Annotated in this window: 24 protein-coding genes, 1 tRNA gene and 1 pseudogene; 18 read left to right on the top strand and 8 right to left on the bottom strand. The window is 63.9% G+C overall.

The features are described 5' to 3' along the window. The first annotated feature begins 444 nt into the window (after positions 1-444). Entirely contained in the window at positions 445-633 is a 189-nt protein-coding gene (locus QP181_RS19000; RefSeq protein WP_132897256.1) for a hypothetical protein, read from the top strand. Between the two features lie 40 nt (positions 634-673). Here the strand turns inward: QP181_RS19000 and QP181_RS18995 are convergent, their stop codons facing one another. Then, entirely contained in the window at positions 674-1,243 is a 570-nt protein-coding gene (locus tag QP181_RS18995) for a hypothetical protein (protein WP_333929488.1), read from the bottom strand. 224 nt (positions 1,244-1,467) lie between these two features. Between QP181_RS18995 and QP181_RS18990 the strand changes: the two genes are divergently transcribed. Then, a complete protein-coding gene (locus QP181_RS18990; protein ID WP_333929487.1) occupies positions 1,468-1,737 on the top strand; it encodes a hypothetical protein in 270 nt (89 codons plus the stop codon). Positions 1,738-1,820: 83 nt separating this feature from the next. Here the strand turns inward: QP181_RS18990 and QP181_RS18985 are convergent, their stop codons facing one another. The 4 genes from QP181_RS18985 to QP181_RS18970 form a co-directional block, all read right to left on the bottom strand. Continuing rightward, positions 1,821-2,111 (bottom strand): hypothetical protein, encoded by a 291-nt coding sequence (locus tag QP181_RS18985; protein ID WP_333929486.1) that lies wholly within the window; start codon positions 2,109-2,111, stop codon positions 1,821-1,823. A 72-nt stretch (positions 2,112-2,183) separates the two neighbouring features. Beyond that, positions 2,184-2,501 carry a hypothetical protein gene (locus QP181_RS18980; protein ID WP_333929485.1) on the bottom strand — a complete coding sequence of 106 codons (318 nt, stop codon included), beginning with the start codon at positions 2,499-2,501 and terminating at the stop codon, positions 2,184-2,186. A gap of 138 nt (positions 2,502-2,639) precedes the next feature. Further along, positions 2,640-2,906, bottom strand: coding sequence for a helix-turn-helix transcriptional regulator (locus QP181_RS18975; protein ID WP_333929484.1), 267 nt, complete (start codon positions 2,904-2,906; stop codon positions 2,640-2,642). A gap of 25 nt (positions 2,907-2,931) precedes the next feature. Beyond that, entirely contained in the window at positions 2,932-3,168 is a 237-nt protein-coding gene (locus QP181_RS18970) for a hypothetical protein (RefSeq protein ID WP_333929483.1), read from the bottom strand. Between the two features lie 353 nt (positions 3,169-3,521). Here QP181_RS18970 and QP181_RS18965 point away from each other — a divergent pair, with 353 nt between their 5' ends. From QP181_RS18965 to QP181_RS18955, 3 genes are read left to right on the top strand one after another with little or no spacing between them, the layout of a single operon-like run. Continuing rightward, positions 3,522-3,884, top strand: coding sequence for a hypothetical protein (locus tag QP181_RS18965; protein WP_333929482.1), 363 nt, complete (start codon positions 3,522-3,524; stop codon positions 3,882-3,884). Next, a complete protein-coding gene (locus QP181_RS18960) occupies positions 3,881-4,234 on the top strand; it encodes a hypothetical protein (RefSeq protein WP_333929481.1) in 354 nt (117 codons plus the stop codon). Before QP181_RS18965 ends, QP181_RS18960 begins: the two co-directional genes overlap by 4 nt. Then, on the top strand, positions 4,116-7,958 hold the full coding sequence (locus QP181_RS18955; RefSeq protein WP_333929480.1) for a peptidoglycan DD-metalloendopeptidase family protein: 3,843 nt from the start codon (positions 4,116-4,118) through the stop codon (positions 7,956-7,958). Before QP181_RS18960 ends, QP181_RS18955 begins: the two co-directional genes overlap by 119 nt. 80 nt (positions 7,959-8,038) lie before the next feature. Here the strand turns inward: QP181_RS18955 and QP181_RS18950 are convergent. After that, positions 8,039-8,128: transfer RNA gene (locus tag QP181_RS18950), tRNA-Ser, on the bottom strand. A 155-nt stretch (positions 8,129-8,283) separates the two neighbouring features. Here QP181_RS18950 and hspQ point away from each other — a divergent pair. The 4 genes from hspQ (at position 8,284) to QP181_RS18930 (ending at position 10,293) form a co-directional block, all read left to right on the top strand. Next, positions 8,284-8,679, top strand: coding sequence for a heat shock protein HspQ (gene hspQ, locus QP181_RS18945; RefSeq protein WP_132738318.1), 396 nt, complete (start codon positions 8,284-8,286; stop codon positions 8,677-8,679). A gap of 243 nt (positions 8,680-8,922) precedes the next feature. Continuing rightward, positions 8,923-9,270: a 50S ribosomal protein L21 gene (gene rplU / locus QP181_RS18940; protein WP_107963253.1), complete on the top strand. Its 348-nt coding sequence runs from the start codon at positions 8,923-8,925 to the stop codon at positions 9,268-9,270. 13 nt (positions 9,271-9,283) lie between these two features. Continuing rightward, positions 9,284-9,574, top strand: a complete 291-nt coding sequence (rpmA, locus tag QP181_RS18935; protein WP_132738101.1) for a 50S ribosomal protein L27 — start codon at positions 9,284-9,286, stop codon at positions 9,572-9,574. Positions 9,575-9,747: 173 nt separating this feature from the next. Then, positions 9,748-10,293 carry a GNAT family N-acetyltransferase gene (locus tag QP181_RS18930; RefSeq protein WP_333929479.1) on the top strand — a complete coding sequence of 182 codons (546 nt, stop codon included), beginning with the start codon at positions 9,748-9,750 and terminating at the stop codon, positions 10,291-10,293. Between the two features lie 281 nt (positions 10,294-10,574). On the opposite strand, the gene QP181_RS18925 is transcribed toward QP181_RS18930, so the two are convergent. Next, entirely contained in the window at positions 10,575-11,444 is an 870-nt protein-coding gene (locus QP181_RS18925) for a metal-dependent hydrolase (protein ID WP_277983611.1), read from the bottom strand. 63 nt (positions 11,445-11,507) lie between these two features. Here QP181_RS18925 and QP181_RS18920 point away from each other — a divergent pair, with 63 nt between their 5' ends. The 9 genes and pseudogenes from QP181_RS18920 to lptG all read left to right on the top strand — a co-directional run bounded on the left by QP181_RS18920 (position 11,508) and on the right by lptG (position 21,606). Beyond that, a complete protein-coding gene (locus tag QP181_RS18920; RefSeq protein ID WP_333929478.1) occupies positions 11,508-12,197 on the top strand; it encodes a TetR/AcrR family transcriptional regulator in 690 nt (229 codons plus the stop codon). Next, positions 12,185-13,231: a GTPase ObgE gene (gene obgE, locus QP181_RS18915; RefSeq protein WP_056055836.1), complete on the top strand. Its 1,047-nt coding sequence runs from the start codon at positions 12,185-12,187 to the stop codon at positions 13,229-13,231. The genes QP181_RS18920 and obgE overlap by 13 nt, the downstream gene beginning before the upstream one ends. 150 nt (positions 13,232-13,381) lie before the next feature. After that, positions 13,382-14,477 (top strand): annotated as a pseudogene (gene proB / locus QP181_RS18910) (glutamate 5-kinase). A gap of 91 nt (positions 14,478-14,568) precedes the next feature. Beyond that, positions 14,569-15,468, top strand: a complete 900-nt coding sequence (locus QP181_RS18905) for an NAD-dependent epimerase/dehydratase family protein (protein WP_132896218.1) — start codon at positions 14,569-14,571, stop codon at positions 15,466-15,468. A gap of 58 nt (positions 15,469-15,526) precedes the next feature. Then, a complete protein-coding gene (locus QP181_RS18900; RefSeq protein ID WP_333929477.1) occupies positions 15,527-15,772 on the top strand; it encodes an acyl carrier protein in 246 nt (81 codons plus the stop codon). A gap of 123 nt (positions 15,773-15,895) precedes the next feature. Further along, positions 15,896-17,158, top strand: a complete 1,263-nt coding sequence (gene spt, locus QP181_RS18895; protein WP_333929476.1) for a serine palmitoyltransferase — start codon at positions 15,896-15,898, stop codon at positions 17,156-17,158. A gap of 163 nt (positions 17,159-17,321) precedes the next feature. Then, complete coding sequence (locus QP181_RS18890; RefSeq protein WP_333929475.1) at positions 17,322-19,217, top strand: ATP-binding protein; 1,896 nt, start codon at positions 17,322-17,324, stop codon at positions 19,215-19,217. An 89-nt stretch (positions 19,218-19,306) separates the two neighbouring features. Continuing rightward, entirely contained in the window at positions 19,307-20,512 is a 1,206-nt protein-coding gene (gene lptF, locus QP181_RS18885) for an LPS export ABC transporter permease LptF (protein ID WP_333929474.1), read from the top strand. Continuing rightward, complete coding sequence (gene lptG, locus QP181_RS18880) at positions 20,509-21,606, top strand: LPS export ABC transporter permease LptG (protein WP_333929473.1); 1,098 nt, start codon at positions 20,509-20,511, stop codon at positions 21,604-21,606. The genes lptF and lptG overlap by 4 nt, the downstream gene beginning before the upstream one ends. Before the next feature lie 123 nt (positions 21,607-21,729). On the opposite strand, the gene QP181_RS18875 is transcribed toward lptG, so the two are convergent. Next, on the bottom strand, positions 21,730-22,818 hold the full coding sequence (locus QP181_RS18875; protein ID WP_333929472.1) for a fatty acid desaturase family protein: 1,089 nt from the start codon (positions 22,816-22,818) through the stop codon (positions 21,730-21,732). Positions 22,819-22,953 lie beyond the last annotated feature (135 nt).

Here is a 22,953-nt window from a genome sequence, read left to right as displayed (position 1 = left end):
TGAAGAAGCTGCTGCAGATCAGCACGAATTAAAACCATCCTGGTAATGCTTCGAATAGTCTCCGATCAGACCAAATTTCCGGGAATTGGGGAAAAATATGCCGCTGTGGAACGAAAACGCAGTCGCTGTCGAGCGCCGGCAGGGTGAGACCGTCATCATCGGCGATGGCACGCTAGCCGCGCTAGTTGGTGGACTGCGAACTCTGCGGACAAGCGCGTTGACTAGGGTTCGGGTTTCGCTGCCAGACCGGCGCGTTCCCCCGTTCATCTTCGAAGGCCAAGGGCTTGTCGAACTGTTGAGAGACCCAAGTCGACCGGACGCACAACCGACAAAGCTCCTCGCGCCGGTTGTCGAGTAGCCATCGCGTTCCGGTCATACCGGATTGACGGCCGACGACGAGCAACGCAGTTTCATCCGCCCGGTTCTCGGGCAGGAGAATGCTAGATGCGTAAACTGCTGTTCGCTGCCGCTTCGTTATCCCTGCTCGTCGGGGCGCCATCGATGGCTGCGCCGTGCAAGGACGCCAAGGGGCGCTTCACTAAGTGCCCGAAGGCGCCGGCTAAGACCGTCCGGTGCAAGAGCGCGAATGGCAAGTTCGCGAAATGTGGCACTGCTGGCGCCAAGCCGGTCTGAAGCTAGATGAGCGCGGGCGATCACACCCGCGCTCACTACGTCAGTTTTTCGCCGGCGCGGTGACGACCATCGGCGCGCTTGCCGGGACGACGGCAACCGAAACGTCCTCGTCGATAAAGGCGGTCACCGGCGAGCCAAGAGGAATGTCAGCGCTCGTTCCGGTCATGAAGAAGCCCGCGACCGGGATTAGAACCGCGGCACCGACGACGCCGGCAGTCCCGGTCTTCCCCTTATCGTCGATCGACCCGCTCATACGGATCTGGCGACCATTCGCACGCACGTACAGGACGCGGCCGTTGATGCGGCCGGACTTGCCCCACATGCCCTTGTTCCTGACTTCGGTGATCTCACCCGTTGCGGGGCTGCCTGCCGGGATCACGATGTTGCCGTCGATCGTGACAGCCTCCGCGGTCTCCATCTGAAAGCGTTGCCCGACCTTGAGCTTCTTGCCCTTCGTGGTCAGCCCTTCGGCCATCTTTAGCGGAACCGAGGTTCCGGCACGAAGCGTCCCAGACGTCGTTGCAGCGGTCGTAAGCGGTACCGTCTGCGCGGCTGCCGCAGACGCGGTGAAGGTAAGCGCACACGCAAGAACGCTAACTGTAATTCTCATTGAACACCCCTCCTGATTCGGCCTCCCCAGGCCGACAAACAGATCGAAGTCTTTCTAATCTAAAGGGTCAATCAAAACTCGAACCGATTTGATACGTTGTATTTAAACGACATATCCTCACGAACATAGATTAAGTGTGCCCGCAACGCTGAGCGCGACGGAACAAATCACCCTGCACAGAATTCTAGTCTGCCTAGTTCGCAACGAACGACAGGGGACGGAATATGAAGAAGGCATTCGTTATCGCGATGGCAGCAGGGCTTTTTTCGCTGTCGGCATGCAACTCCAGCCCCCGCGAGCAGGCAGCTGATAACATTGAGTCCAACACCGAGGCTGTCGCAGATAACCTAGAAGACGCTGCGGACAACGTCAGCAACCCAGCTGCCGAAGCGCGCCTCGAGAACAAAGCTGACGCCGTCCGCGCAACCGGTCAGAATCAAGCTGACGATATGCGGACGAACGATCCCGACACGAACCTGTCGAACGGTATCTAGTTTCACGAGACAGAACGAGCCGCTCCCAAGCACAGCTCGAACTGGAAGGGCGCCCGAGGAAACTTGGGCGCCCTTTTCGTATATTAGCCGAATGCAGTGATCTCAGCGACCGTGGGCTCTACTGCAATCGGGAATTCACCCAGCAACAGTTCGCGCCGCTCGGCTGCGGTTACCGGCATGAAAAGCGATCTCGGCTCGACTGAGCGAACGTCATTCTTCAGAACGCTGCCGCGAACAGCTTCCTTCGCATTATACAAAATTTGCCCAGTCGCCTTGAGCGGCTTGAGACCTGCTTCCTGCGTCCGCGCGGGGGCGGTGAACGCCGTCCCCTTACGCATGATTTGAGCATATGAGTCGCTGATCACTTCGGCCATTTCGCCTGCCTCCTACTCAATTTGATATGAAGGCCGCCTGCGGTGGAGTGAAGCCGCAGGCGACCAACTCGTTCAGGCGAACTCTGTCTGCGCGTCTGCAAACAAAGAGAGCTCAGCCGTCGAAGGCTCTTCCGCGGGTGGATACTGACCCTGCAGTAGTTCGATGCGGGCCGCCGCCGTGGGCGGAACGAACAGCGAGCCTGGCACTGCAGTCTGCTGCGCGCCGTACGTGATGGAATTGATTGCCTTCAGCGGCATGATGCCGGATTCTCGGATTACGGGGTCCGGTAGCGCGCCGCTGGGTGAAAAGTTCGTCTTTCCGTCGGGAAGCCGCTTGCGATCGATTTCAAGGGTATCGTTGCCGGTTGGGCGTGGTTTGGCGTTGGCCATGTTCGTTGTCCTGACTGGTGGTCCGATGTCCTGAAAGCATGTGGGCGAGCACAGTTTGCACCAGCCCACACCCAGTACAGGACGAGTCGTACATAGCCGCAATCGGACGAGAATCGTAATTATGGAGGCCTAATACAACTATGAGTTGAGAAGCTCGTCAAAGTCATTGTCGAGTTCTGCATCAATATCGGGACGCCGCGTTGCGAACTGTTCCTGCTGCCATCGCTTAATATCGTTCGACAACCAAAAACGCTTCTTTGGTGTATCACGGTAGCCGTTCGATCTTGGGAACAGGCCAAGATTCATCTGACGATAAACCTCCGTCTTGGAAACACCAGTAACCTCGACAACGCGTTTTAGGCTCCAGAACTCAGCGTGAACGACTGGTCGTTCGTCGCGTATCATGTCAGCGCTTGCGCCGACCGATCGGCTAAACGCTGAAAAAACCAATGTGTACGGCACCCCACCTCCCAATCTTTATCATCTCGTGGACAATGTGAGAGAGCGCAGGCGTGGTATTCTCTACAGTTGCCATCTTTAGGACGAGCGCGTCAGCCATGAGTCGACCAGTCGCACAGTCCGCACCGTAGTCACCAGTTTCCGACATCTGTGCGTAGCTGACGATCTCGGCGCGCGTGATAGCATTTTCGTTGATTTCGTTGGTCATGGGTAACACTCCGCTAAAGTTTATACCCGGCTCCCATTTTCCGAATGGTAGCCGGACGATAATAAGCGGAAAATCGTGTAGCGGACACGATTGGCTAGAAGCCCTTACTATCGCCCGACCGACTCCCGTTTACCGAAAATCGTGGGCATGTCCACTACACGAAACCTTTCGGTCCGCTCCAAGAGACATAATCTTGGTAAACGCTTTGTAACTTTGAATCAGAGTCGAGATCAAGCTTGAATTTCAAGCGCATATATTGCTCAGTGACGACTACGTGTATTTCAACTGCAGGTTGAAACAGTTCGACGGGTCCTGACTATTCGGTGATTGGCTTAGTACATGATACTTACGGCATGCCATTTGCAAAACGGGAGTGCCGCAACTTGTCAAACGCCCTAACCCTTCGCGAGCTCGAGCAGATCATTCAACGCCACCCATCGGCGTTCACCGCCGCAGCAGAACGGCCGACGATAACGACCAACGACATTGCATTTGCTGTGTCGCAAATGGCCGTGGACGGTGACGTTGCGCGGGATGTTGTGGCAACAAGCAGCGGTTGCCCTCTAGACGAGGTCCCATCCGGGCTCATGACACTGATCCGAGCGGCGGCGATCGTAAGGGAAACCCTGAGCAGGCATCCTTCACAAAGCATTGCGAATATCTTCGTCTCGGCGGTCGTTCCAGGCTTCGGTAACGAAGCGGGCAGCCTCCAATGAGTGCACGTCCCCAAGTCGACAGCGTCCTCGTAATCCGAGCTCGCGACGAGGCGACCAAGGCTGTCACCGCGATCGGCAGTGCGCTCGAGCAGCTAATCGGCACCCAGAAGCGTGTCGCCGCCGGCAGCGAGACCGCGGCGACCGGGATGCAGCAGATCCTCGGCGTTCTGGCGTCCTTGGACAAGGCCTACGCGAAAACCGCTGCCGCGACCGACGGTGGCGCGGAAGCCCTTGAGCGGCAGAACCGCGCCATCGCTGCCAGCAAGGAGCAGTATTCGGCGCTGGAGGCCCAGCAGCGCGGCGCGTGCGGCGGATCAACTGCGGGTTGCAATAGTAGATGCGCTAATTAATCGCGGCGCCACCGACATTTTACGGGCGCAACTTGCCGAAGTCACGACTGAGATGGGCCGACTCGAGTCGGAAGCCGGCAAACTGCAGCGCACGATCGCCCAGCAGGAGGTCGGATACACCCGCGCAGCGTCTGGCATGGCCGAACTGGAGCGGCAGACCCGCCTAGCCGGTGCCGTCAGCACGTTCGCCAGCGGCGAGGCCAACGACTACGCGCGATCGCTCGACAACCAGACGGCAGCCGCGCAGCGTAACGCCAGCGTCATGCGGAACATCGCGCGTGCAACCGGCACCGACCGCGGCGCAGCGACCGACAACGGTGCCACGTTCGCTGCGTTGGAGAAGCAGGCGGCAGCGTCGGAGGCAGCTGCTGCGGCGGAACGCGATCGCGCACAGGCAGCCGAACTGACGAATAACGCCCTGCGTGCCCGTGGCCGGATCGAAGGCAATGGTGGCAGCGTGCCGAAGGCAGCCGACACCGCGTTCGCCCAGCAGCTGCGCGACGAGGAGACGGCTGCCACGGAAGCCGCGCGAGCCGAGAAGGAACTGACGGCAGCGACCGCACGGCTGCGCGCCGAACTGAATCCGATGGGCGCGATTCAGGAAAAGCTGAACACCGAACTGGCCGAAGCCGACCGCCTGTATCGCGCTGGGAAGATCAGCGCGACCGAACTGGCTGGTGCAACCGCGCTGCTGAAGGGCAACGCCGCTAGTGCAGCCGCGGCGCTGAACGGGCGTAACGGCATCGGCGCGGGCGGTAAGCCGTCGCTGTTCGGCCTGAAGCCCTACGAACTGCAGAACCTCGGCTACCAGGTCAATGACGTCGCCACCCAGTTGGCGTCGGGCACGTCGCTTGCGCAGACGTTAGGCCAGCAGGCCGGCCAGATCATTCAGATCTTCCCACGCGTCGGTTCTGCCATCGTATCCGCCTTTACGAATCCCGTAATACTCGGGTTCGTGGTGACCGTCGGCGCAGTCGTGCTCGCCCTGAAGAACGCCGGCGACGAAGCCGAACGCACCCGGAAGTTCATGGGGCTGCTGGCTGCATCGGCTGACGGCGCCACGTACGGCGCGAAGCAACTCAGCGAGGCGTCGGAAGCCCTCGACCACTATGGCCTGTCGGCAGCCGACGCGGTCACCGTGGTGCGCGGATTCGTGAAAGACGGCGTTGATCCGACCCGCATCGTAGAGTTCGGCAAGGCCGCGCAGGATCTGGCCGACGTGCTGGGCATCAAGGTAGTCGATGCCGCGCAGCAGGTTGGTGAGGCGTTCACCGGCGGGTACGACAGCGTCAAGAAGCTGGACGACGCGACGAACTTCCTCACGTCCGCCCAGCGTGACAACATCAAGTCCCTGTTCGACCAGGGCAAGGCGGCCGAAGCGCGGAACGAGGCTCTGCGTATCTTCAGCGATCAGCAGGAAGACGCCGCCAACAAGATGCGCGGCAGCTGGTCGGAGGCCGCGCGGTCGCTGGGCGGCGCGTGGCAGGACTTCCTCAACGTGCTGTCGGATACGGCGCCGATCAAGGAAATCGCGAAGGAGCTTGATGGCCTCGGTCGCATCGCGTCGCAGGCCATTCGTGCGATCGCCGGCGCGAAGTCCGCGGGCGACATCAGTGCGCAAATCGCCCGCGCGAACACGGTCATCGGCAACCTGGAAGGCGCGAAGGCGGCACAGCCGAATTTGGCAGCCGCGTACGAGCAGGACATCGTCAAGATCCGGAAGCAGGTCGCCGGGTGGCAGGCTGACCTGGACAAGCTCAACGGCGTACAGGCGAAGGTCAACGACACGGTTGCCATCCGCGGTGAACTGCAGAAGAAGCAGTCGGCTGACCTCCTCACCGCGACGGATGCCGCCAAGTCCGAAAAGACCGTGCTCGAGGCAACGAACGAGGCCCGACGCACGGCTACCGAGTATGTCGAGAAGAACTTCAAGTTCGCCAGCGACGCCGCGAAACAGGCGTACATTGGCCAGAAGGCTGAAGAGGCGCGGACGGCAGCCCTGAAGAAGGCGGCCGACGAACGGAAGCGTGAAGCGAATGAAGCGAAACGCGCGGCTGACGAGGCCAAGCGCGAACGCGAACGGCTCGCCAAGCAGACGGTGTTCCAGGCGCCGGTGGACGGTCGCATTTCGTCCGGCTTCGGTGCGCGTGCCGCCCCGAAGGCTGGTGCGTCGACGTTCCACAAGGGTGTCGATTACGCAGTACCCGCCGGCACCACCGTCCGTGCGCCGGCGAACGGCGTCGTGGTCGAGACCGGCACCGACTCCAAGCTGGGCAAGTTCGTCTACATCGACCACGGCAAGGGGGTCATATCGAAGTTCGGCCACCTGTCGGACAACAGCGTGGTCGAAAAGGGGCAGGTCGTCACGGCCGGTCAGGCGATCGCGAAGTCGGGCAACACCGGCAACAGCACCGGCGCGCACCTGCACTACACGGTCACCGTCAACGGGAAGCCGGTAGATCCGACCAAGGGGCTGTTCCCCGCCGACGGCAAGTCGCGGTTCCAGGTCGACCAGGCTGATGCGATCGGCAACTACGACGACGCGCAGCAGAAACTGGCCGATAAGCGTGACGCGTATCTGGCGAAGCTCGACCAGTCGACGGCTGCCACCACGCAGGACACCGACCAGTTGAAGCAGCAGGTTGGCCTCACCGGCGAACTGCTGCTGGCCGCACAGCGTCAGGCGGCCATCGAGGACGCCGTTCGGAAGGCGAAGACCGACGCCACGCAGGCCGGTGTCGATCCTGCCGACGCGGGTCTCGCGCTGCGGATCGAGGCGCTGAAGGGCGTCACGGGTGCGTATTTCGATGCCGCCCACGCGAAGGATGCGTTCGACGCCAAGCGGAACAACGTCGACAAGCCAGTGGCCGATCTGACCGCGCAGCGCGACGCCATGCGGGACCAGATCACGTTCCTCCGCGACAACGGGTTGGATGCCGAAGCCAACCAGTTGCTGCCGCTGCTGGGGCAGGTGAACGGCCAGTTGCAGGGCGCGATCGACAAGGCGGTCGCGTTTTACAAGGCGCTATCGCCGGACTCCAACCCGCTCGCGCTGACGGGCGCACAGATCGATGCGATTCTGCTGAAACTCCAGATGGTGAACCAGACTGCTCAGGAATGGGGAACCGTCCTCAACATATCAGCGGAGCAGATCGCGCAGGCGTTCGCGAACGCCCTCACCTCATCCGTTGACGGCTTCGTGCAGGCGCTAGTCGACGGCCAAAATGCGTTCAGTGCGCTAAAAGATGCGTTCTTGGATTTCGCAGCGAACTTCCTGCGCCTGATCGCCCAGATGATCCTGCAGCAGATCGCACTCAATATCGCTAAGGGCATTCTCAGTGCGGTAGGCGTCGCCGTTCCCACGCCTGTCCCCGCAAATCACACCGGGGGCATTGCAGGCCAGAACACCTCCGGAACTCGTCTTCTTAACCCGAACGTGTTCGCCGCTGCAGCCCGGTTCCACACCGGCGGCATTGCAGGACTCCGACCCGACGAGGTGCCCATCATCGCGCAGAAGGGTGAAGAGATATTGACCCGCGGCGACGCTCGGCACCGGGCGAACGGTGGGCTGGGCGGCGGCGGTGTCCCGGTAAACCTTAAGGTCGTCAACGCTATTGATGCTGGCGACTTTGTGTCGAAGGGTCTCGACAGCGGAGTCGGCGGGAAAGCGCTGATGAATTACATCAGGGCGAACAGTGGCGCGATCAAACAAGCGATCGGTTGACAGCGAATCCCTTCTGGCAGGGCAGAAAGTAGGGCAAGCCCTGCCCGAAGGCGAAATTATCTAACAATTACAGTAGTTTGTGGCGGAGAGGGTGGGATTCGAACCCACGGTACCCTCGCGGGTACGCCGCATTTCGAGTGCGGTACATTCGACCACTCTGCCACCTCTCCGCAGGTCATCCAAGGTGCTGCGAACAGTCCCTCCGATCGGTCGAAGCGCGGCCTCTAATGAAGTGCCCCAAGAGACGCAAGCGGATTTCGGGGTTGCGGGCTCCAGCTGGCGCGTTTTCCTTGTGCGGCGCAAAACAGACCCTAAATTGGCGGATATGCCCCGACACGACAGTATCGCTCACGACATCACCAGCCCGCTCATCCCCGTCGAGGTGGTCGCGCCGCCGATCTCGCATGCGAATTTCTCGATTGGCGACGTCGTGCGGCACCGGCTGTTCGATTTTCGCGGGGTGATCTTCGATGTGGATCCCGTGTTCGCGAACAGCGACGAATGGTATGCGGCGATTCCGGAGGATATCCGTCCGCGCAAGGATCAGCCGTTCTACCATCTGCTCGCGGAGAACATGGAGTCGAGCTACGTCGCGTATGTGAGCCAGCAGAATCTGGTGCCGGACGATAGCGACGAGCCGGTCGATCATCCGGCGATCTCGGGGTTGTTCAGCGACTATGCGGATGGCCGGTACGCGCTGCGGCAGGTTCACCGGCACTGAGGCGAATCGCGCCGTCGCCTAAAGACGCTTGTTCTCCCGCGAAGGCAGCAGTTCGGTCTGGGTCCCCGCCTTCGCCGGGAAACAATTTGGGGACGGTGCGGTAGACGACACCACGCTCTCCATCTTTACCACCCTCCCGCGCCCCTTCGCGGTTGACAACTCTGCCCCCTCCCTTAGCTGCCCGGCTTCTCCCGGCGGACCTTGCGTTCGTGGGGCACATGTATTTGGAAAGTGACAAGGGCCATGTTCGCAGTCGTGCGCACGGGCGGCAAGCAGTATCGCGTCGCCGCCGGAGATAAGATCGTCATCGAGAAGATCGAGGGCGATGCAGGTGCGTCAGTGACGCTTGGTGACGTTCTGCTGGCGGGCGAAGGCTCGGAGCTGCGGTCCGTCGAGGGCTTCGTCGTCGCTGCAGAGATCATCGCGCAGGCGAAGGCGGACAAGGTCATCGTCTTCAAGAAGCGTCGTCGTCATAACTATCGTCGTAAGAACGGCCATCGCCAGCAGCATACGATCCTGAAGATCGTGTCGGTCGGCGGCCAGACTGCAAAGAGCAACGAGGGCGACACCGCCCCCGCCGCTCAGGCATAAGGAGTAGCTTTAGATGGCACATAAGAAAGCAGGCGGCTCTTCGCGCAACGGTCGCGATTCGGCCGGTCGTCGTCTCGGCGTCAAGAAGTTCGGTGGCCAGGCGTGCGTCGCCGGCAACATTCTCGTGCGTCAGCGCGGGACGAAGTTCTACCCAGGCACGAACGTCGGTATCGGTACCGACCACACGCTGTTCGCGCTGGTCGATGGCCGCGTCGTGTTCAGCCAGGGCAAACTCGGGCGCAAATTCTGCTCGGTCGAGCTGGCAGCGAACGACACGGCAGAGATGCCGGTAGCAGCCGAATAACATCGGGTAACCATCCGGGTTGCCCACCAGGGTGACCCGGGTCGCGAAAGCGAACCTGAACAAGGGAGACGGGTCACCCCGGCTCCCTTTTTATTGCTCCCTCCACGCGGCTGTCGCGGTCCCGTCATCCCGACGTGGCATGCGCGCAGCCAACGACGCGATAGGAGAGAGCCGTGTTCGCGCGCACCAAGAGACTGACGTTGCGGCCGGGTTGGCCGGAAGATGCGCCCGCATTGGCGCGGGCGATCGGCCATGAGTCGGTGGTCGCGAAGCTGGCGCGAGCGCCTTGGCCGTATGCGCTGGGGGACGCCGAGGCGTTTCTGGCGCAGCCGCGTGGGCCGCACGACCCACATTTCATGATCGAGACGATGGAAGCGGGCGCACCGCGACTCGTTGGCGGGATCGGTATCCGCGTGGCCGATGCGGGACATGAGCTCGGCTATTGGCTGGCGCCTGACGCCTGGGGTCGCGGTTATGCGACCGAGGCTGGCGAGGCGGTGGTGGCAATGGCGCGGCATGCGCTGGGCTTGCGGCGGCTGGATGCGTTTCATTTCGTGGATAATCCGGCGTCGGGGCGCGTGCTGGCGAAGCTCGGGTTTCGGCCCACGGGGCGGGTCGAACCACGGACGTCGCGCGGGCGGGGTGGCGAGGCGCCGGCGGTGATGTTCGAGCTGGATCTGGATGACGACCGATGTGCGCCGATGCCTTTGGCGGCGTAAGTCGGAGATTCGCTACCCTCTAAAGGTACGCCACCCCGGCGAAGGCCGGGGCCCAGTTGGGGGACGTCTCTAACAGAGGATAGCCCTCCGTTACTGCAACCTTTCCAACTGGGCCCCGGCCTTCGCCGGGGTGGGGTGTATGTTTAGGCGGGCAGTTGCTCTTCACTAACTGTTCCCCCGCGAAGGCGGGGGTCCAGGAATCACGGGCGGTGTCATTTGGTATCCTGGGCTCCCGCCTTCGCGGGAGAACTAGGAGGGAGATAGAAGCCGGGAGTCCGGACTCAGGCCACCGCCACCACCCGCTTCGCCACCGGCAGCACCGCCGCTTCATACTCGCTCTCCGCCAGCCCGATCAGCGCGCGATCGTCGTGCTTCCATGGGTGGAAGCCCGGCAGGAAATACGCTGCCCACACACCCGCAACTTTCCGCGCCATCCCCGGATTGCCGAACGCGTACCACGCCATCCGCGCCCAAACGCGCGGCCCGGTCAGCCCGTCCTGCCGCAGCAGTTCCGCCATTCCGCGCGCACGCCCGGTGAAGAAGCGCCACGTCGTGATCAGCATCACCTTCGACTTGATCCGCCACCGCAGCAGTCGCGGCCAGTCGCGAGTCGCGTGCAGCCAGGTGTCGTAGGCGACGCCCTTGTGCTCGATCTCCTCGGCTGCGTGCCACAGCCACAATGCCGCCGCCTGCTCGTCGCCTCCCGCCAGATGCTTCGGGTTGGCGATCAGTTCGTGCGCCAGCATCGCGGTGAAATGCTCGAGCGCGGTGGTCGCGGCAAGGCTCGCGATCTCTGGCTTGTCCTTGGTGATCGCCAACTGTGCATCGACATCGGCCATCAGCGGCGCGACGTCGTAACCCTGGTCGGTCACGTGGCGGTTGAAGGCGACGTGCTCGCGCGTGTGGATCACCTCCTGCTTGATAAAGGCGTTGATCTCGGCGTGCAGTTTAGGCGGCGTGCCCTCGCGAAACTTACGGACGCTGTCGACGAAATAGCCCTCGCCCTTGGGAAACGTCACCGACAGCGCGTTGTAGAACGCGGTCGCGACGGGATCGTCGTTCAGCCACCAGCGACGGATATCGGCGCCGCGGCCAAAGCGGCGGTCGCGTGGGGTGATCGTCAGATCGGCAGGCGTGGTTGCTTTCGCCACGGAAACCTCCAAACAGGAATGAACACTCGTTACTTACATTGATGTAAATAGGTTTCCCGGTCTGTGACGTCAACACCGCGCAAGCGCCTCTCCCCCACCGAATCGCGTGAAGCGGCCGTCGAGGCTGCGCGCGCGCTGCTCGTCGAGAGCGGGCCCAGCGCGGTCACGTTGAAGGCGGTCGCGGGCCGGATCGGGCGCACGCACGCCAATCTGCTTCACCATTTCGGCTCGGCGGAGGCGCTGCATACCGCGTTGATCACGCGGATGGCGGCGGACATCGTCGGGACGATCGGCGCCGCGGTGTTGCGCGTGCGGGCGGGCGAACTCGACCCGCGCGAGGTCGTCGAGATGACCTTCGACGCGTTCGGCAAAGGTGGCGCGGGCGCGCTGGCGAGCTGGATGATCCTGTCGGGCAATACCAATGCGCTCGATCCGATCCTGACCGCGATCCACGACCTCGTCGATGAACTGGCGGAGGGTGACATGCCCGGCGACCAGCCGATCCAGGAGCAGACGTTGACGCTGGTGCTGATGGCGCTCGGCGATGCGCTGATGGGAGCACCGATGGCGCGCGCGCTGGGGCTGCCGGTCGGCAAGGCGCGCGAACTCGCGCTCGACGCACTGCTCGCGAGCAAGGACGCTGCCACCCTCCTCGCTGCTGACACGCTCGAACCAGAGAGCAAATCGGGAGCCGAGTCGCAGAGGGTGGAGATTTTCGCCAATTTCGCTATGGGGCGGCGATGCATTTTCTAGACCAAGCCAAGATCTACGTACGTTCGGGTGAGGGCGGCCCCGGTGCCGTCAGCTTCCGCCGCGAGAAATATATCGAATATGGCGGCCCCGACGGCGGCAATGGCGGCAAGGGCGGCGACATCGTGTTCGAGTGCATCGCCGGCCTGAACACGCTGATCGACTTCCGCTACACCCAGCATTTCCGCGCGCCCCGCGGCTCGGGCGGGTCGGGCTCGAACCGTACCGGCGCGGGCGGCAAGGACCTCGTCATTCGCGTTCCGCTCGGCACGCAGGTGCTGTCGGAGGACAAGGAAGAGGTGCTGATCGACTTCACCGAAGTCGGCCAGCGCGAAGTGTTGTTCCGCGGCGGCGACGGCGGGCGCGGCAATGCGAGCTACAAGACGTCGACCAACCGCACTCCGCGTCAGCACGGCACCGGCTGGCCGTTCGGCGAGGCGTGGGTCTGGCTGCGGCTGAAGTTGCTCGCCGATGCGGGCCTCGTCGGGCTGCCGAATGCGGGCAAGTCGACCTTCATCAACCAGGTGACGAACGCGCAGGCGAAGGTCGGCGAATACGCCTTTACCACTACCCGCCCGCAGCTGGGTGTGGTGCGCCACAAGCAGCGCGAGTTCGTGGTCGCGGATATTCCGGGGCTGATCCAGGGTGCGGCCGAAGGTGCGGGGATCGGCGATCGGTTCCTCGGGCACATCGAGCGGTGCCGGGTGCTGCTGCATCTGGTCGATGCGAACGACCGTGACGTGGCCGAATCGTACCGGATCGTGCGCGACGAGCTGGAAAATTACGGCGAGGGGCTGACCGACAAGAAGGTGATCGTCGCGCTGAACAAGATCGACATGCTCGATCCCGAACTGATCGCGGCGCTGTCGGCGGAGCTGGCCGAAGCCAGTGGTGCCGAGGTGATGGCGATTTCGGGGGCGAGCGGCGCTGGTATCGAGGCGGTGCTCGACCAGCTGATCGAGGCGATCGGGCCGGCTCCGGGCGCGGCGAAGGAACTGGAAGAAGGCGAAGTGCCGGTCGCATGGTCGCCGCTTTAGGTGCCGTCTTAGCCCTCTCCCCTGCGGGGAGAGGGTTGGTTCCAGATTTCTCCCCTCCCGCTTGCGGGAGGGGTCGGGGAGGGCTTTCTTGCCGACAGGTCACGCCCGCCCCTCCCCTAACCCCTCCCGCAAGCGGGAGGGGAATGCGTGATGTTTCCCCCGTCTTCGTGTGCGCGGCTGATCGTTAAGATCGGGTCGGCGTTGCTCATCGATCCTGATGGGAGCGTTCGGCGGGAGTGGCTCACGGGACTTGTGGCTGACATTGCTGCTCGGACTGGTGAAGGCCAGCAGGTTGCGATCGTGTCGTCTGGCGCGATTGCCCTTGGCGCTCGGCGGCTGGGTCTCCCCAAGGGTGGCCGGGCCAGTCTCGAGGACGCACAGGCCGCCGCTGCCACCGGCCAGATCGCGCTCAGTCAGGTCTGGGCTGAACTGCTCGCCGCGCAGGGGCTGAACGCCGCGCAGATCCTCGTCACGCTGGACGATCTCGAAGACCGGCGCCGCTATCTCAACGCCGCGGCGACGCTCAACCGGCTGCTGTCCCTCAAGGTCGTTCCCGTCATCAACGAGAACGACAGCGTCGCGACCGAGGAAATCCGGTTCGGCGACAATGACCGCCTTGCTGCCCGCGTCGCGCAGGCCGCCGGCGCGCAGGGCGTGATCCTGCTGTCCGACGTCGACGGGCTCTACACCGCCAACCCGCATACTGATCCGTCCGCCACGCATATCGCCAGCGTGCCGCGGATCGACGCGGTTGCGGGGATGGCGGACGACGGCTCGGGTTCCGGCATGGGTTCGGGTGGCATGGCCTCGAAGATCGCCGCAGCGCGGATCGCGACCGGAGCAGGCATTCCGCTGGCGATAGCGTCGGGGCGGATCGAGCATCCGCTGTCGACCCCTGCCCGTCATACGATCTTTACGGCTGAGCGGACGGCGTCTGCACGGAAGGCCTGGCTTGCGGGGGCTTACCGCGAAGGGTGCGATCCATGTCGATGCGGGGGCTGCGTCTGCGCTCGGCCAGGGTCGGAGTCTGCTCGCCACGGGCGCGACTCGAATCGATGGCGGCTTCATGCGCGGCGATCTGGTCACGATCGAAGGACCAAACGGGACGGTCGCGCGGGGACTTGCAGAATATGATGCGGCCGACACCGCGCGTCTGCTTGGTCGCCATAGCGACGATCATGCGGCGATCCTTGGGTATGCTCCAAGATCCGCGCTTGTGCACCGCAATCATCTGGCGCTCGTATGATCGGCCAAGCATTGTTCACCCGCGAAGGCGGGTGCCCAGTCTGGGCACCCGCCTTCGCGGGTGAACAAGCTTCTGTCTGGGGAATGGGCTCATGATTCTCGCCATCACGGGCGGCACCGGGTTCGTCGGCAGCCACCTGATCGACCACGCGCTGGAGACCGGGCACACCGTCCGTGCGCTCGCGCGGAAGCCGCAGGCCAAGCGCATCGGCGTGACCTGGATCGAAGGCGCACTCGATCGCCCCAAGAGCCTCGCGACCTTGGTCGAAGGCGCGGACGTGGTGATCCACGTCGCCGGTGTCGTCAACGCGGCCAATCGGGCGGGCTTTGCCGAGGGTAACGTCGCCGGAACCGAAGGCATCCTTCAGGCGACGCGAGCGGCCGGCAGTCGCCGCTTCGTCCACGTCTCCTCGCTCGCCGCACGCGAGCCGACGCTGTCGAACTACGGCTGGTCGAAGGCCGAGGCGGAGACGCGCGTCCAGACATCGGGGTTGGACTGGACCATCGTCCGTCCACCCGCGATCTTTGGTCCGCGCGATCATGATATTCTCGATCTCTTCAAGGCGGCACGGTCGGGGTATCTGCCGATGCCCCCGGCAGGCACGCGCGTCTCGCTCCTATATGTCGAGGACCTGACCACGCTGTTGCTCACGCTCGCCGAGAGTGCTGACGCGCCGTCTATCATGGAGCCCGACGACGGGGTGCCGAACGGCTGGGACAACCGCGACTTCGCACGCGCGATCGGCGTGGCCGTGGGCAAGCCGGTCAAGGTGTTCTCGACACCCCGCGCACTCCTGAAGGTCGCGTCCGCCGCCGACCGGCTCGTCCGTCGCAGCAAGGCCAAGCTCACGCGCGACCGGGTCAGCTATTTCTGCCACCCCGACTGGGTCTCGCACAAGCCGCCGCCGGCCGCGCTGTGGACGCCGTCCGTCCCGACCCCGCAGGCACTCGCGCAAACCGCGGCGTGGTATCGCGCCGCCGGGCTGCTATAGCGCCGAAAAGCCGCCGCAATTCCCTGTCAGGGATCGCTGCGACACCGAAGGGATTATCATGAGCGACCGCCAGCAGATCTACGACACCGTCACCGCGCAGATCGAGCCGTTCAACAAGAAGAACGCCTCGCTCACCGATGCGACGACGTTCCAGGGCGACCTGGAATGGGACAGCCTGACCGTCATGGATTTCGTCGCCGCGATCGAGGACGAGTTCGACATCATCATCACGATGAACATGCAGGCCGAGATCGAGACGGTCGGCCAGCTGGTCGACGCGGTCGCGAAGTTGAAGACCGCCTAACACTACCCTCCCCGTTCGCCCTGAGCGAAGTCGAAGGGTGGCCCCGTGAGGCGAGGCTTCGACTTCGCTCAGCCCGAACGGGGTGGGGGAAAGACGACACATTCCAACCTCATGGAATCCGATATGACCGAAGCCGCCACCACCGCCCACGCCCTCCCCGTCGACGCTCCAGAGGTCGCCCCCGAACGCGACCTGATGTCGAAATTCGACGCGCTTATCGCCGAACGCGAGGCGCTGATCGCCAGCGGCGTGCGCAATCCGTTCGCGATCGTGATGGACGAGGTGAAGGGCCCGACTCAGGCGGTGATCCGCGGCAAGGACACGATCCTGCTCGGCACCTACAACTACATGGGCATGACGTTCGACCCCGACGTCATCCAGGCGGGCAAGGACGCGCTCGACGCGTTCGGGTCGGGCACCAACGGCAGCCGGATGCTCAACGGCACGTTCCATGACCATATCGACGTCGAACAGGCGCTCCGCGAATTCTACGACATGACCGGCGCGATCGTGTTCTCGACCGGGTACATGGCGAACCTCGGGATCATCTCGACGCTCGCCGGCAAGGGCGAATACGTCATCCTCGACGCCGACAGCCACGCGTCGATCTACGACGGCTGCAAGCAGGGCAATGCCGAGATCGTCCGCTTCCGCCACAACGACGTGCAGGACCTCGACAAGCGGCTCGGTCGCCTGCCGAAGGAAGCCGGCAAGCTGGTGGTGCTCGAAGGCGTCTATTCGATGCTCGGCGACATCGCCCCGCTGAAGGAGATGGTCGCAGTCGCCAAGAAGCATGGCTGCATGGTGCTGGTCGACGAGGCGCATTCGATGGGATTCTTCGGCCCCAATGGGCGCGGCGTGTACGAGGAGATGGGGCTGACCGACGAGGTCGATTTTGTCGTGGGCACCTTCTCGAAGTCGGTCGGCACGGTCGGCGGATTCGTCGTGTCGAACCACCCGAAGTTCGAGATGGTGCGGTTCGCCTGCCGTCCGTACATCTTCACCGCGTCGTTGCCGCCGTCGGTGGTCGCGACCGCCGCGACCTCGATCCGCAAGTTGATGACCGCGCACGACAAGCGTGCGCAGCTCTGGAAGAACGCACGTCGGTTGCACGGCGGTCTGAAGGCGATGGGCTTCAAGCTCGGCACCGAGACGTCCGATTCGGCGATCATCGCCGTGATCCTGACCGACCAGGAACAGGCGATCGCGATCTGGCAGTCGCTGCTCGAGGGCGGGTTGTACGTGAACATGGCGCGCCCGCCCGCGACGCCGGCTGGGACGTTCTTGCTACGATGCTCACTGTGTGCGGAGCATACGGACGAGCAGATCACGACGATCCTTGGGATGTTCGAGACGGCTGGCGGCGCCGTCGGCGTGATCGGCTGACGGTTTCCTCCTCCTGCGGGGGGAGGAAACATCCGTGAAATGTTCGATCCGTACTGGCATTCCAAGTCATTGCGTGTGAGCAACGACGCGTTAGGATGCCGGCCGTGACGCAAGACGAGGTCGAGATGGCGGCCCAGGGGGCGGGGCGAGATGGCGCATAGCCATGCTGGTCGTGATGGGCCTGCTCGGTGCTGCCGTGCTCATTGCGCTAATCGTGACGCTCGGCCACGCCAATCGCCAGCGCGATCGGGCACTCGAACTCCAGGCGCACAGCTATGACGTGATGATCCTCGCGCGGACGCTGTCGGGGACGATCGCGCGGTCGGAGGCGTCGCTCGGGCGCTATGTCATCAGCGGCGACAAGCAGCTGGGCCAGCTGTATTTCGACGAATGGCTGCTCGCGGGGACGCAGATCGACCGGCTCGACCGGATCACCAACGACAATCCCGACCAACAGCCGCGAGTCGATCGCCTTCGGACGGCCTATGACGCGCGCGGCCGCGAGTTGTCGCTGACAGCGCTCAACACGCGCTACGGCAAGAACGGCCAGGCGCTTGCACGCTATTACCAGGGGCGAAAGGCGCCGACGCTCATCGAGATCAACAAGACGCTCGACACGCTGATCGCCGGCGAGCGCGCGTTGTTGGACGACCGGACGGCGGCGGCGATGGGGTCGGTCGAACGGTCTAGCTGGGTAGCGGGCGTGCTTGCCATCTTTGGCGTGCTGATCGTGCTGGGCGCGATCCTGCTCGGCTGGTTCACGATCCGTGCGGTCGGCGATCGGGCGACCGCGCTGGCCGATGCCGAGCTTGAACGCGAACGTGCGGACGAGCTGACCACCGCGGTCGCTGCCGCCACCGCCGAACTGCGCGTGCAGGAGGCTAAGCTGCGCCAGATCCAGAAGATGGAGGCGGTCGGCCAGCTGACCGGCGGGATCGCGCACGACTTCAACAACATGCTGGCGGTGGTGCTAGGCGGCCTCGAACTCGCGCGGCGCAATCTGGCGAGCGATCCGGCTAGCGTCCGTCGCCATATCGACAGCGCGACCGAGGGCGCGAACCGCGCGGCGGCGCTGACCCGCCGGCTGCTCGCCTTCAGTCGCGAGGATTCGCTGAAGGCGGAGACGATCGACGCCGCCGCGCTGGTCGCGGGGATGTCGGACCTGCTCGACCGTACGCTGGGGGACGCGATCACCGTCATCGTGCGCGACGATGCGGCGGGCGGGTGCGTCCGCGCCGACCGCGTCCAGCTGGAGAACGCAGTGCTGAACCTGGCGGTCAACGCGCGCGACGCAATGAACGGGCGCGGCACGCTGACCGTCGCGACCAGCACGACGACGCTAGTGGCGGAGCAGGTCGGGCGGTGCGCGGCGGGCGACTACGTCACGATCATGGTCGGCGACGATGGCTGCGGAATGGCGCCTGATGTGGCCGAGCGCGTGTTCGAGCCGTTCTTTACCACCAAGGAGGTCGGCAAGGGCACAGGGCTGGGCCTCAGCCAGATCTTCGCGCTGGTCCAGCAGTTGCACGGCGAAGTCGGCATCGTCTCCGCACCGGGCGAAGGGACGACCGTCACGCTGTATCTCCCGCGCGCTGCCGAGCTGGTCGCCCTCCCCCTGCCGACCGTCCCGATCGCGATGGTCGAGCCGATCGCACCGACGGTGCCGGAAACGTTGCAGATCCTGGTGGTCGAGGACGATCCGCGCGTGCTGGCCGCGACGACCGGCGCGCTGGAGGAGATCGGCCATCATCCGATCGCGTGCGACGATCCGCTTGCCGCCCCTGCGATACTGGCGGCGAACCCCGGGATCGGGCTGATCATCTCCGACGTGCTGATGCCGCGCCAGACCGGGCCGGAGATGATCGCCGCGCTCTCGCCGCTCTATCCGCACGTCGCGGTGCTGTTCGTCACCGGGTTTGCCGGCGAGGTGAACGTCGCGCAGTTCGGCGGGCACGAGGTGTTGCGTAAACCCTTCACGCTCAACGGGCTGGAGCGCGCGGTCATGACGGCGATGGCCACGGAGCGCCGCGAGACGAACCACCCGATCGCCGCGGAATGATCGTTCACTGATCCGTTGCGATTGAGGATGACGCCTCGCGCGTGCGCCCCTATACCCGCGCGACCCAGCATACCGAGCCCAACCCGCGCATGAAATCCATCGACCGCTACATGGCCCGGCTGATCGCGGTGCCGCTGTTCTCGACGCTGCTGATCGCCGTCATGCTGTTTGTGCTCGATCGCATGCTCGGGCTGTTCAATTTCGTCGCGACGCAAGGCGGCCCGATCAGCGTCGTGTGGCGGATGCTCGCCAACCTACTGCCCGAATATCTGGGGCTTGGCATCCCGATCGGGCTGATGCTGGGCATCCTGCTCGCGTTCCGGCGGCTGTCGACCTCGTCCGAGCTGGACGTGCTGCGCGGCGTCGGCATGAGCTACAACCGGCTGCTGCGCGTGCCGTACATGTACACGATCGCGCTGGCGCTGCTGAACCTCGCGATCGTCGGCTATGTCCAGCCGATCGCCCGCTATTATTACGAGGGCCTGCGGTTCGAACTGCGCACAGGGGCGCTCGGCGCATCGATCAAGGTCGGCGAGTTCACCAATCTGGGCCAGCGGATGACGCTGCGGATCGAGGAGAGCAAGGACAAGGGGCGCGGGCTGTCGGGCATCTTCGTCCATGCATCGACCCAGACCGGCGACTGGCTGGGCGTCACCGCGGAGAAGGGCAAGTTCCTGGCGACCGACGATCCCAACGTCATCATCTTCCGCCTCGCCAACGGCACGCTCGTCCACGACAAGCCCGAGTTCAAGACGCCGCGCGTGCTGACCTTCACCAGCCACGATCTGCCGATCAACCTGCCCAAGTTCGAGAGCTTCCGCAGCCGCGGCGGTCGCAATCTCGAATATACGCTGCCCGAATTGGCCAAACAGGGCCAGCGCGGTGCGACGCTGGAGCAGCGCGACGGCAGCCGGTCGGAATTCCATTTCCGCCTCGCCGAGGTCGCGACGATGTTCCTGTTGCCGCTGCTCGCGCTCGCGCTTGGCGTGCCGCCCAAGCGATCTTCGTCCGCGCTGGGCGTGTTCCTGTCGATCGTGATGATCGTCACCTATCACAAGGTGAACCAGTATGCGGCGGACGTCGGCGAACTCGGCCGGATCGACCCGATCATCGCGCTGTGGGTGCCGTTCACGATCTTCGCCGGGCTGATACTGTGGATGTACTACACGATCGCCTACGTCCCTGGCGGGCAACCGATCGGTGCGCTCGAACGCGTCTTCTCGAAAACGTTCAAGGCGATCACCAAGCGCATTCCGGGCTTCCGGCCCAAGTCGCAGACGAGCAAGACTGCATGAAAACCGTCAGCTTCTTCCCGTCGCGCACGGTCGCGATCTACATGGGGCGGATGTTCCTGGTGCGAACGTTCGCCGTGCTGGCCGCGTTGGTGCTGGTGCTCCAGGCGCTCGACCTGCTGAGTGAGTCGGGCGACATCCTCGCCTATCCGGGCAATGGCGACTCCCAGGTCTGGCAATATGTCGCGCTGCGCGTGCCGCAGATCGTATCGCGCTTCCTGCCCTTCTCGGTGCTGCTGGGCACGATCCTGACGCTGATCACCATGAACCAGAATAGCGAGATCGTCGCGCTGAAGGGCTCGGGGCTGTCGGCCCACCAAGTGCTGGCGCCGCTATTGGTTGCGAGCCTGGGCGTGGCGGTGATCAGTTTCGCGTTCAACGACCGGGTCGTGGCGCGTTCGACCGCAACGCTGAACCAGTGGCAGAAGGTGAATTACGGCAAGCTGCCGATCGATCGCGGCGACCGTGCCAACGTGTGGGTGCGCGACGGCGACGACCTGATCGAGGTCAATCAGATCCGCGGGCGCGGCGACGCGACACGGCTGGGTGGGATCACGCTGTACGATCGTACCGGTGGCAACCTCGTCGCGATCCTGCGTGCCGATCACGGCAAGCGCGCCGGTGGTGGCTGGCTGGTCGAACCTGCGACGCGGTTCGATGTGGCGCGCGGTACCGTCACCAACCTCGGCTCGATCGTGATCGCGAAGGACGTACGGCCGGATCAGTTCACGCTGGCGAGCGTCGATGCGGATGGGCTGTCGTTCGGCGCGTTGAAGGCGGCGATCGGCGACCTGTCCGATGCCGGACGTCCGACCAAGGCGCTCGAGGGCTCGCTATGGCACAAGCTGTCAGGGCCGCTGTCGTCGGTGCTGATGCCGTTGCTGGGGGCGGTCGCGGCGTTCGGCATCGCGCGGTCGGGCAAGCTGTTCGTGCGCGCGGTGATCGGGATGGGCCTGGGGTTCGCGTTCTTCGTCGCAGATAATTTCGCGTTGGCGATGGGCAATCTCGGCGCCTACCCGCCGTTCCTGGCGGCGTGGGCGCCGTTCCTGCTGTTCTTCCTTATCGGGGAAGCGGTGCTGATCCGGTCCGAGGAATAGAGCGAACCTTCTATTGGTCATTCCCGCGGAGGCGGGAACCCATACTGGCTAGCTTCGCGATGGATTCGCACGCGCTAGAAAATATGGGTTCCCGCCTCCGCGGGAATGACCAACGGACTAGCGTTAGCGCCTAACCATCGTGCTGCGGGCAATCTTGCTCACCAGCCCCGGTAGCCCCGGATAGCTCGCTTTGTGATACGGCGACATCGCATCAAGCTCCGCGGAAATCCGCCGATGTGCCTCACCGAGCGCGTGATAGGGCAGTCCTGGCAGCAGGTGATGCAGCGCGTGGTACCGCAGACCCACAGGCGCCCACAGCGCAGGCAACAACGCCGGCGGCGGCACGTTGACCGTGTCGAGATACTGCGCGGTCACCGTCATCGGCTCGCCGTCATTCTCCCAAAGATGCGCCACCAAGGTGCGGACCTGGTTGAGCACTGCGAACGCCGACGCCACGCCGAGGATCGTCAGGAACGCTCGCAACGGCAGCACGCCCGTCACCGCAATCGCGATCAGCGTGATCGCCCACAGGCTCGCCGCGATCTCGAGGCGGTTCCAATAGGTCTTCGCCTCGCCCTCGGGCGCGCGACGGCGGAACTGAGGGTTGATCGCAAGCGCCGAATAGCGGTCGACGATCATCGTCCGCAGCTTCGGCGACAGCAGCGACAACGGTGACAGGATCGCGAACCGGACGATCAGCGCGATTGGCGCCAGTGCGGACACGACGATGAACAGCGGCAACGTCCACGGCTTCATCAGCGCGAGCGGCAGATATTCGGGATCTTCGACCGTGCCATAACGCGTCTTGGCATGGTGGAGGTTGTGCACGCCCTCGTACATGAACGACGGCGTCATCATCGGCACGCCGACGAGGATGTTCCACCCGAGTCGGAAGTTCGGCACCGAGGCATGCTTCATGTGACTGACTTCGTGGATGAAGCTCAGCCCGCGGTACAGCCCGAGCACGGATGCGACCGCGGCGATCACCGCGACCGCCGTCGAGTCGCTCGTTGCTGCCACGAACAGCGCGCCATAGCCCAGCACCATCGACGCGATCAGGTCGCCCCAATAAACCGCGGGCCGCGGCTTCACGAGGTCGCGCGTCAGATCCGCGGCGGCACGCAGCATCGCCTTGTCATCGGCAACGCGTACGACGCCGGCCGGCGGAACGGGAGCGGCCGTGCCGCGGGCGAGGCTGAGCGATGTGTCCATGGGCATATCCATTGCCCGAAGATAATGGCTGCAGCGTGGCATTTACAGGTTGTCGGCTTACCCACCCGCCGAGGAAACGCGATCACCGTGACAGGTGCGACCGATAACGCATGTACTCGCCTTTGTCGGCATCGC

The sequence above is a fragment of the Sphingomonas sp. LR55 genome (genome assembly GCF_036856015.1).
Lineage (GTDB): Bacteria > Pseudomonadota > Alphaproteobacteria > Sphingomonadales > Sphingomonadaceae > Sphingomonas.
The sequence above is the reverse complement of the archived record's forward strand: the minus strand, read 5'-3'. Positions and strand labels throughout refer to the sequence as shown.

Excerpts from the sequence above, each read along its gene's own strand:
- QP181_RS19000 (WP_132897256.1), top strand. The coding sequence starts at position 445 with ATGCGTAAACTGCTGTTCGCTGCCGCTTCGTTATCCCTGCTCGTCGGG.
- QP181_RS18995 (WP_333929488.1), bottom strand. The coding sequence starts at position 1,243 with ATGAGAATTACAGTTAGCGTTCTTGCGTGTGCGCTTACCTTCACCGCG.
- QP181_RS18990 (WP_333929487.1), top strand. The coding sequence starts at position 1,468 with ATGAAGAAGGCATTCGTTATCGCGATGGCAGCAGGGCTTTTTTCGCTG.
- QP181_RS18985 (WP_333929486.1), bottom strand. The coding sequence starts at position 2,111 with ATGGCCGAAGTGATCAGCGACTCATATGCTCAAATCATGCGTAAGGGG.
- QP181_RS18980 (WP_333929485.1), bottom strand. The coding sequence starts at position 2,501 with ATGGCCAACGCCAAACCACGCCCAACCGGCAACGATACCCTTGAAATC.
- QP181_RS18975 (WP_333929484.1), bottom strand. The coding sequence starts at position 2,906 with ATGATACGCGACGAACGACCAGTCGTTCACGCTGAGTTCTGGAGCCTA.
- QP181_RS18970 (WP_333929483.1), bottom strand. The coding sequence starts at position 3,168 with ATGACCAACGAAATCAACGAAAATGCTATCACGCGCGCCGAGATCGTC.
- QP181_RS18965 (WP_333929482.1), top strand. The coding sequence starts at position 3,522 with ATGCCATTTGCAAAACGGGAGTGCCGCAACTTGTCAAACGCCCTAACC.
- QP181_RS18960 (WP_333929481.1), top strand. The coding sequence starts at position 3,881 with ATGAGTGCACGTCCCCAAGTCGACAGCGTCCTCGTAATCCGAGCTCGC.
- hspQ (WP_132738318.1), top strand. The coding sequence starts at position 8,284 with ATGCCCCGACACGACAGTATCGCTCACGACATCACCAGCCCGCTCATC.
- rplU (WP_107963253.1), top strand. The coding sequence starts at position 8,923 with ATGTTCGCAGTCGTGCGCACGGGCGGCAAGCAGTATCGCGTCGCCGCC.
- rpmA (WP_132738101.1), top strand. The coding sequence starts at position 9,284 with ATGGCACATAAGAAAGCAGGCGGCTCTTCGCGCAACGGTCGCGATTCG.
- obgE (WP_056055836.1), top strand. The coding sequence starts at position 12,185 with ATGCATTTTCTAGACCAAGCCAAGATCTACGTACGTTCGGGTGAGGGC.
- QP181_RS18905 (WP_132896218.1), top strand. The coding sequence starts at position 14,569 with ATGATTCTCGCCATCACGGGCGGCACCGGGTTCGTCGGCAGCCACCTG.
- QP181_RS18900 (WP_333929477.1), top strand. The coding sequence starts at position 15,527 with ATGAGCGACCGCCAGCAGATCTACGACACCGTCACCGCGCAGATCGAG.
- spt (WP_333929476.1), top strand. The coding sequence starts at position 15,896 with ATGACCGAAGCCGCCACCACCGCCCACGCCCTCCCCGTCGACGCTCCA.
- QP181_RS18890 (WP_333929475.1), top strand. The coding sequence starts at position 17,322 with ATGCTGGTCGTGATGGGCCTGCTCGGTGCTGCCGTGCTCATTGCGCTA.
- lptF (WP_333929474.1), top strand. The coding sequence starts at position 19,307 with ATGAAATCCATCGACCGCTACATGGCCCGGCTGATCGCGGTGCCGCTG.
- lptG (WP_333929473.1), top strand. The coding sequence starts at position 20,509 with ATGAAAACCGTCAGCTTCTTCCCGTCGCGCACGGTCGCGATCTACATG.
- QP181_RS18875 (WP_333929472.1), bottom strand. The coding sequence starts at position 22,818 with ATGGACACATCGCTCAGCCTCGCCCGCGGCACGGCCGCTCCCGTTCCG.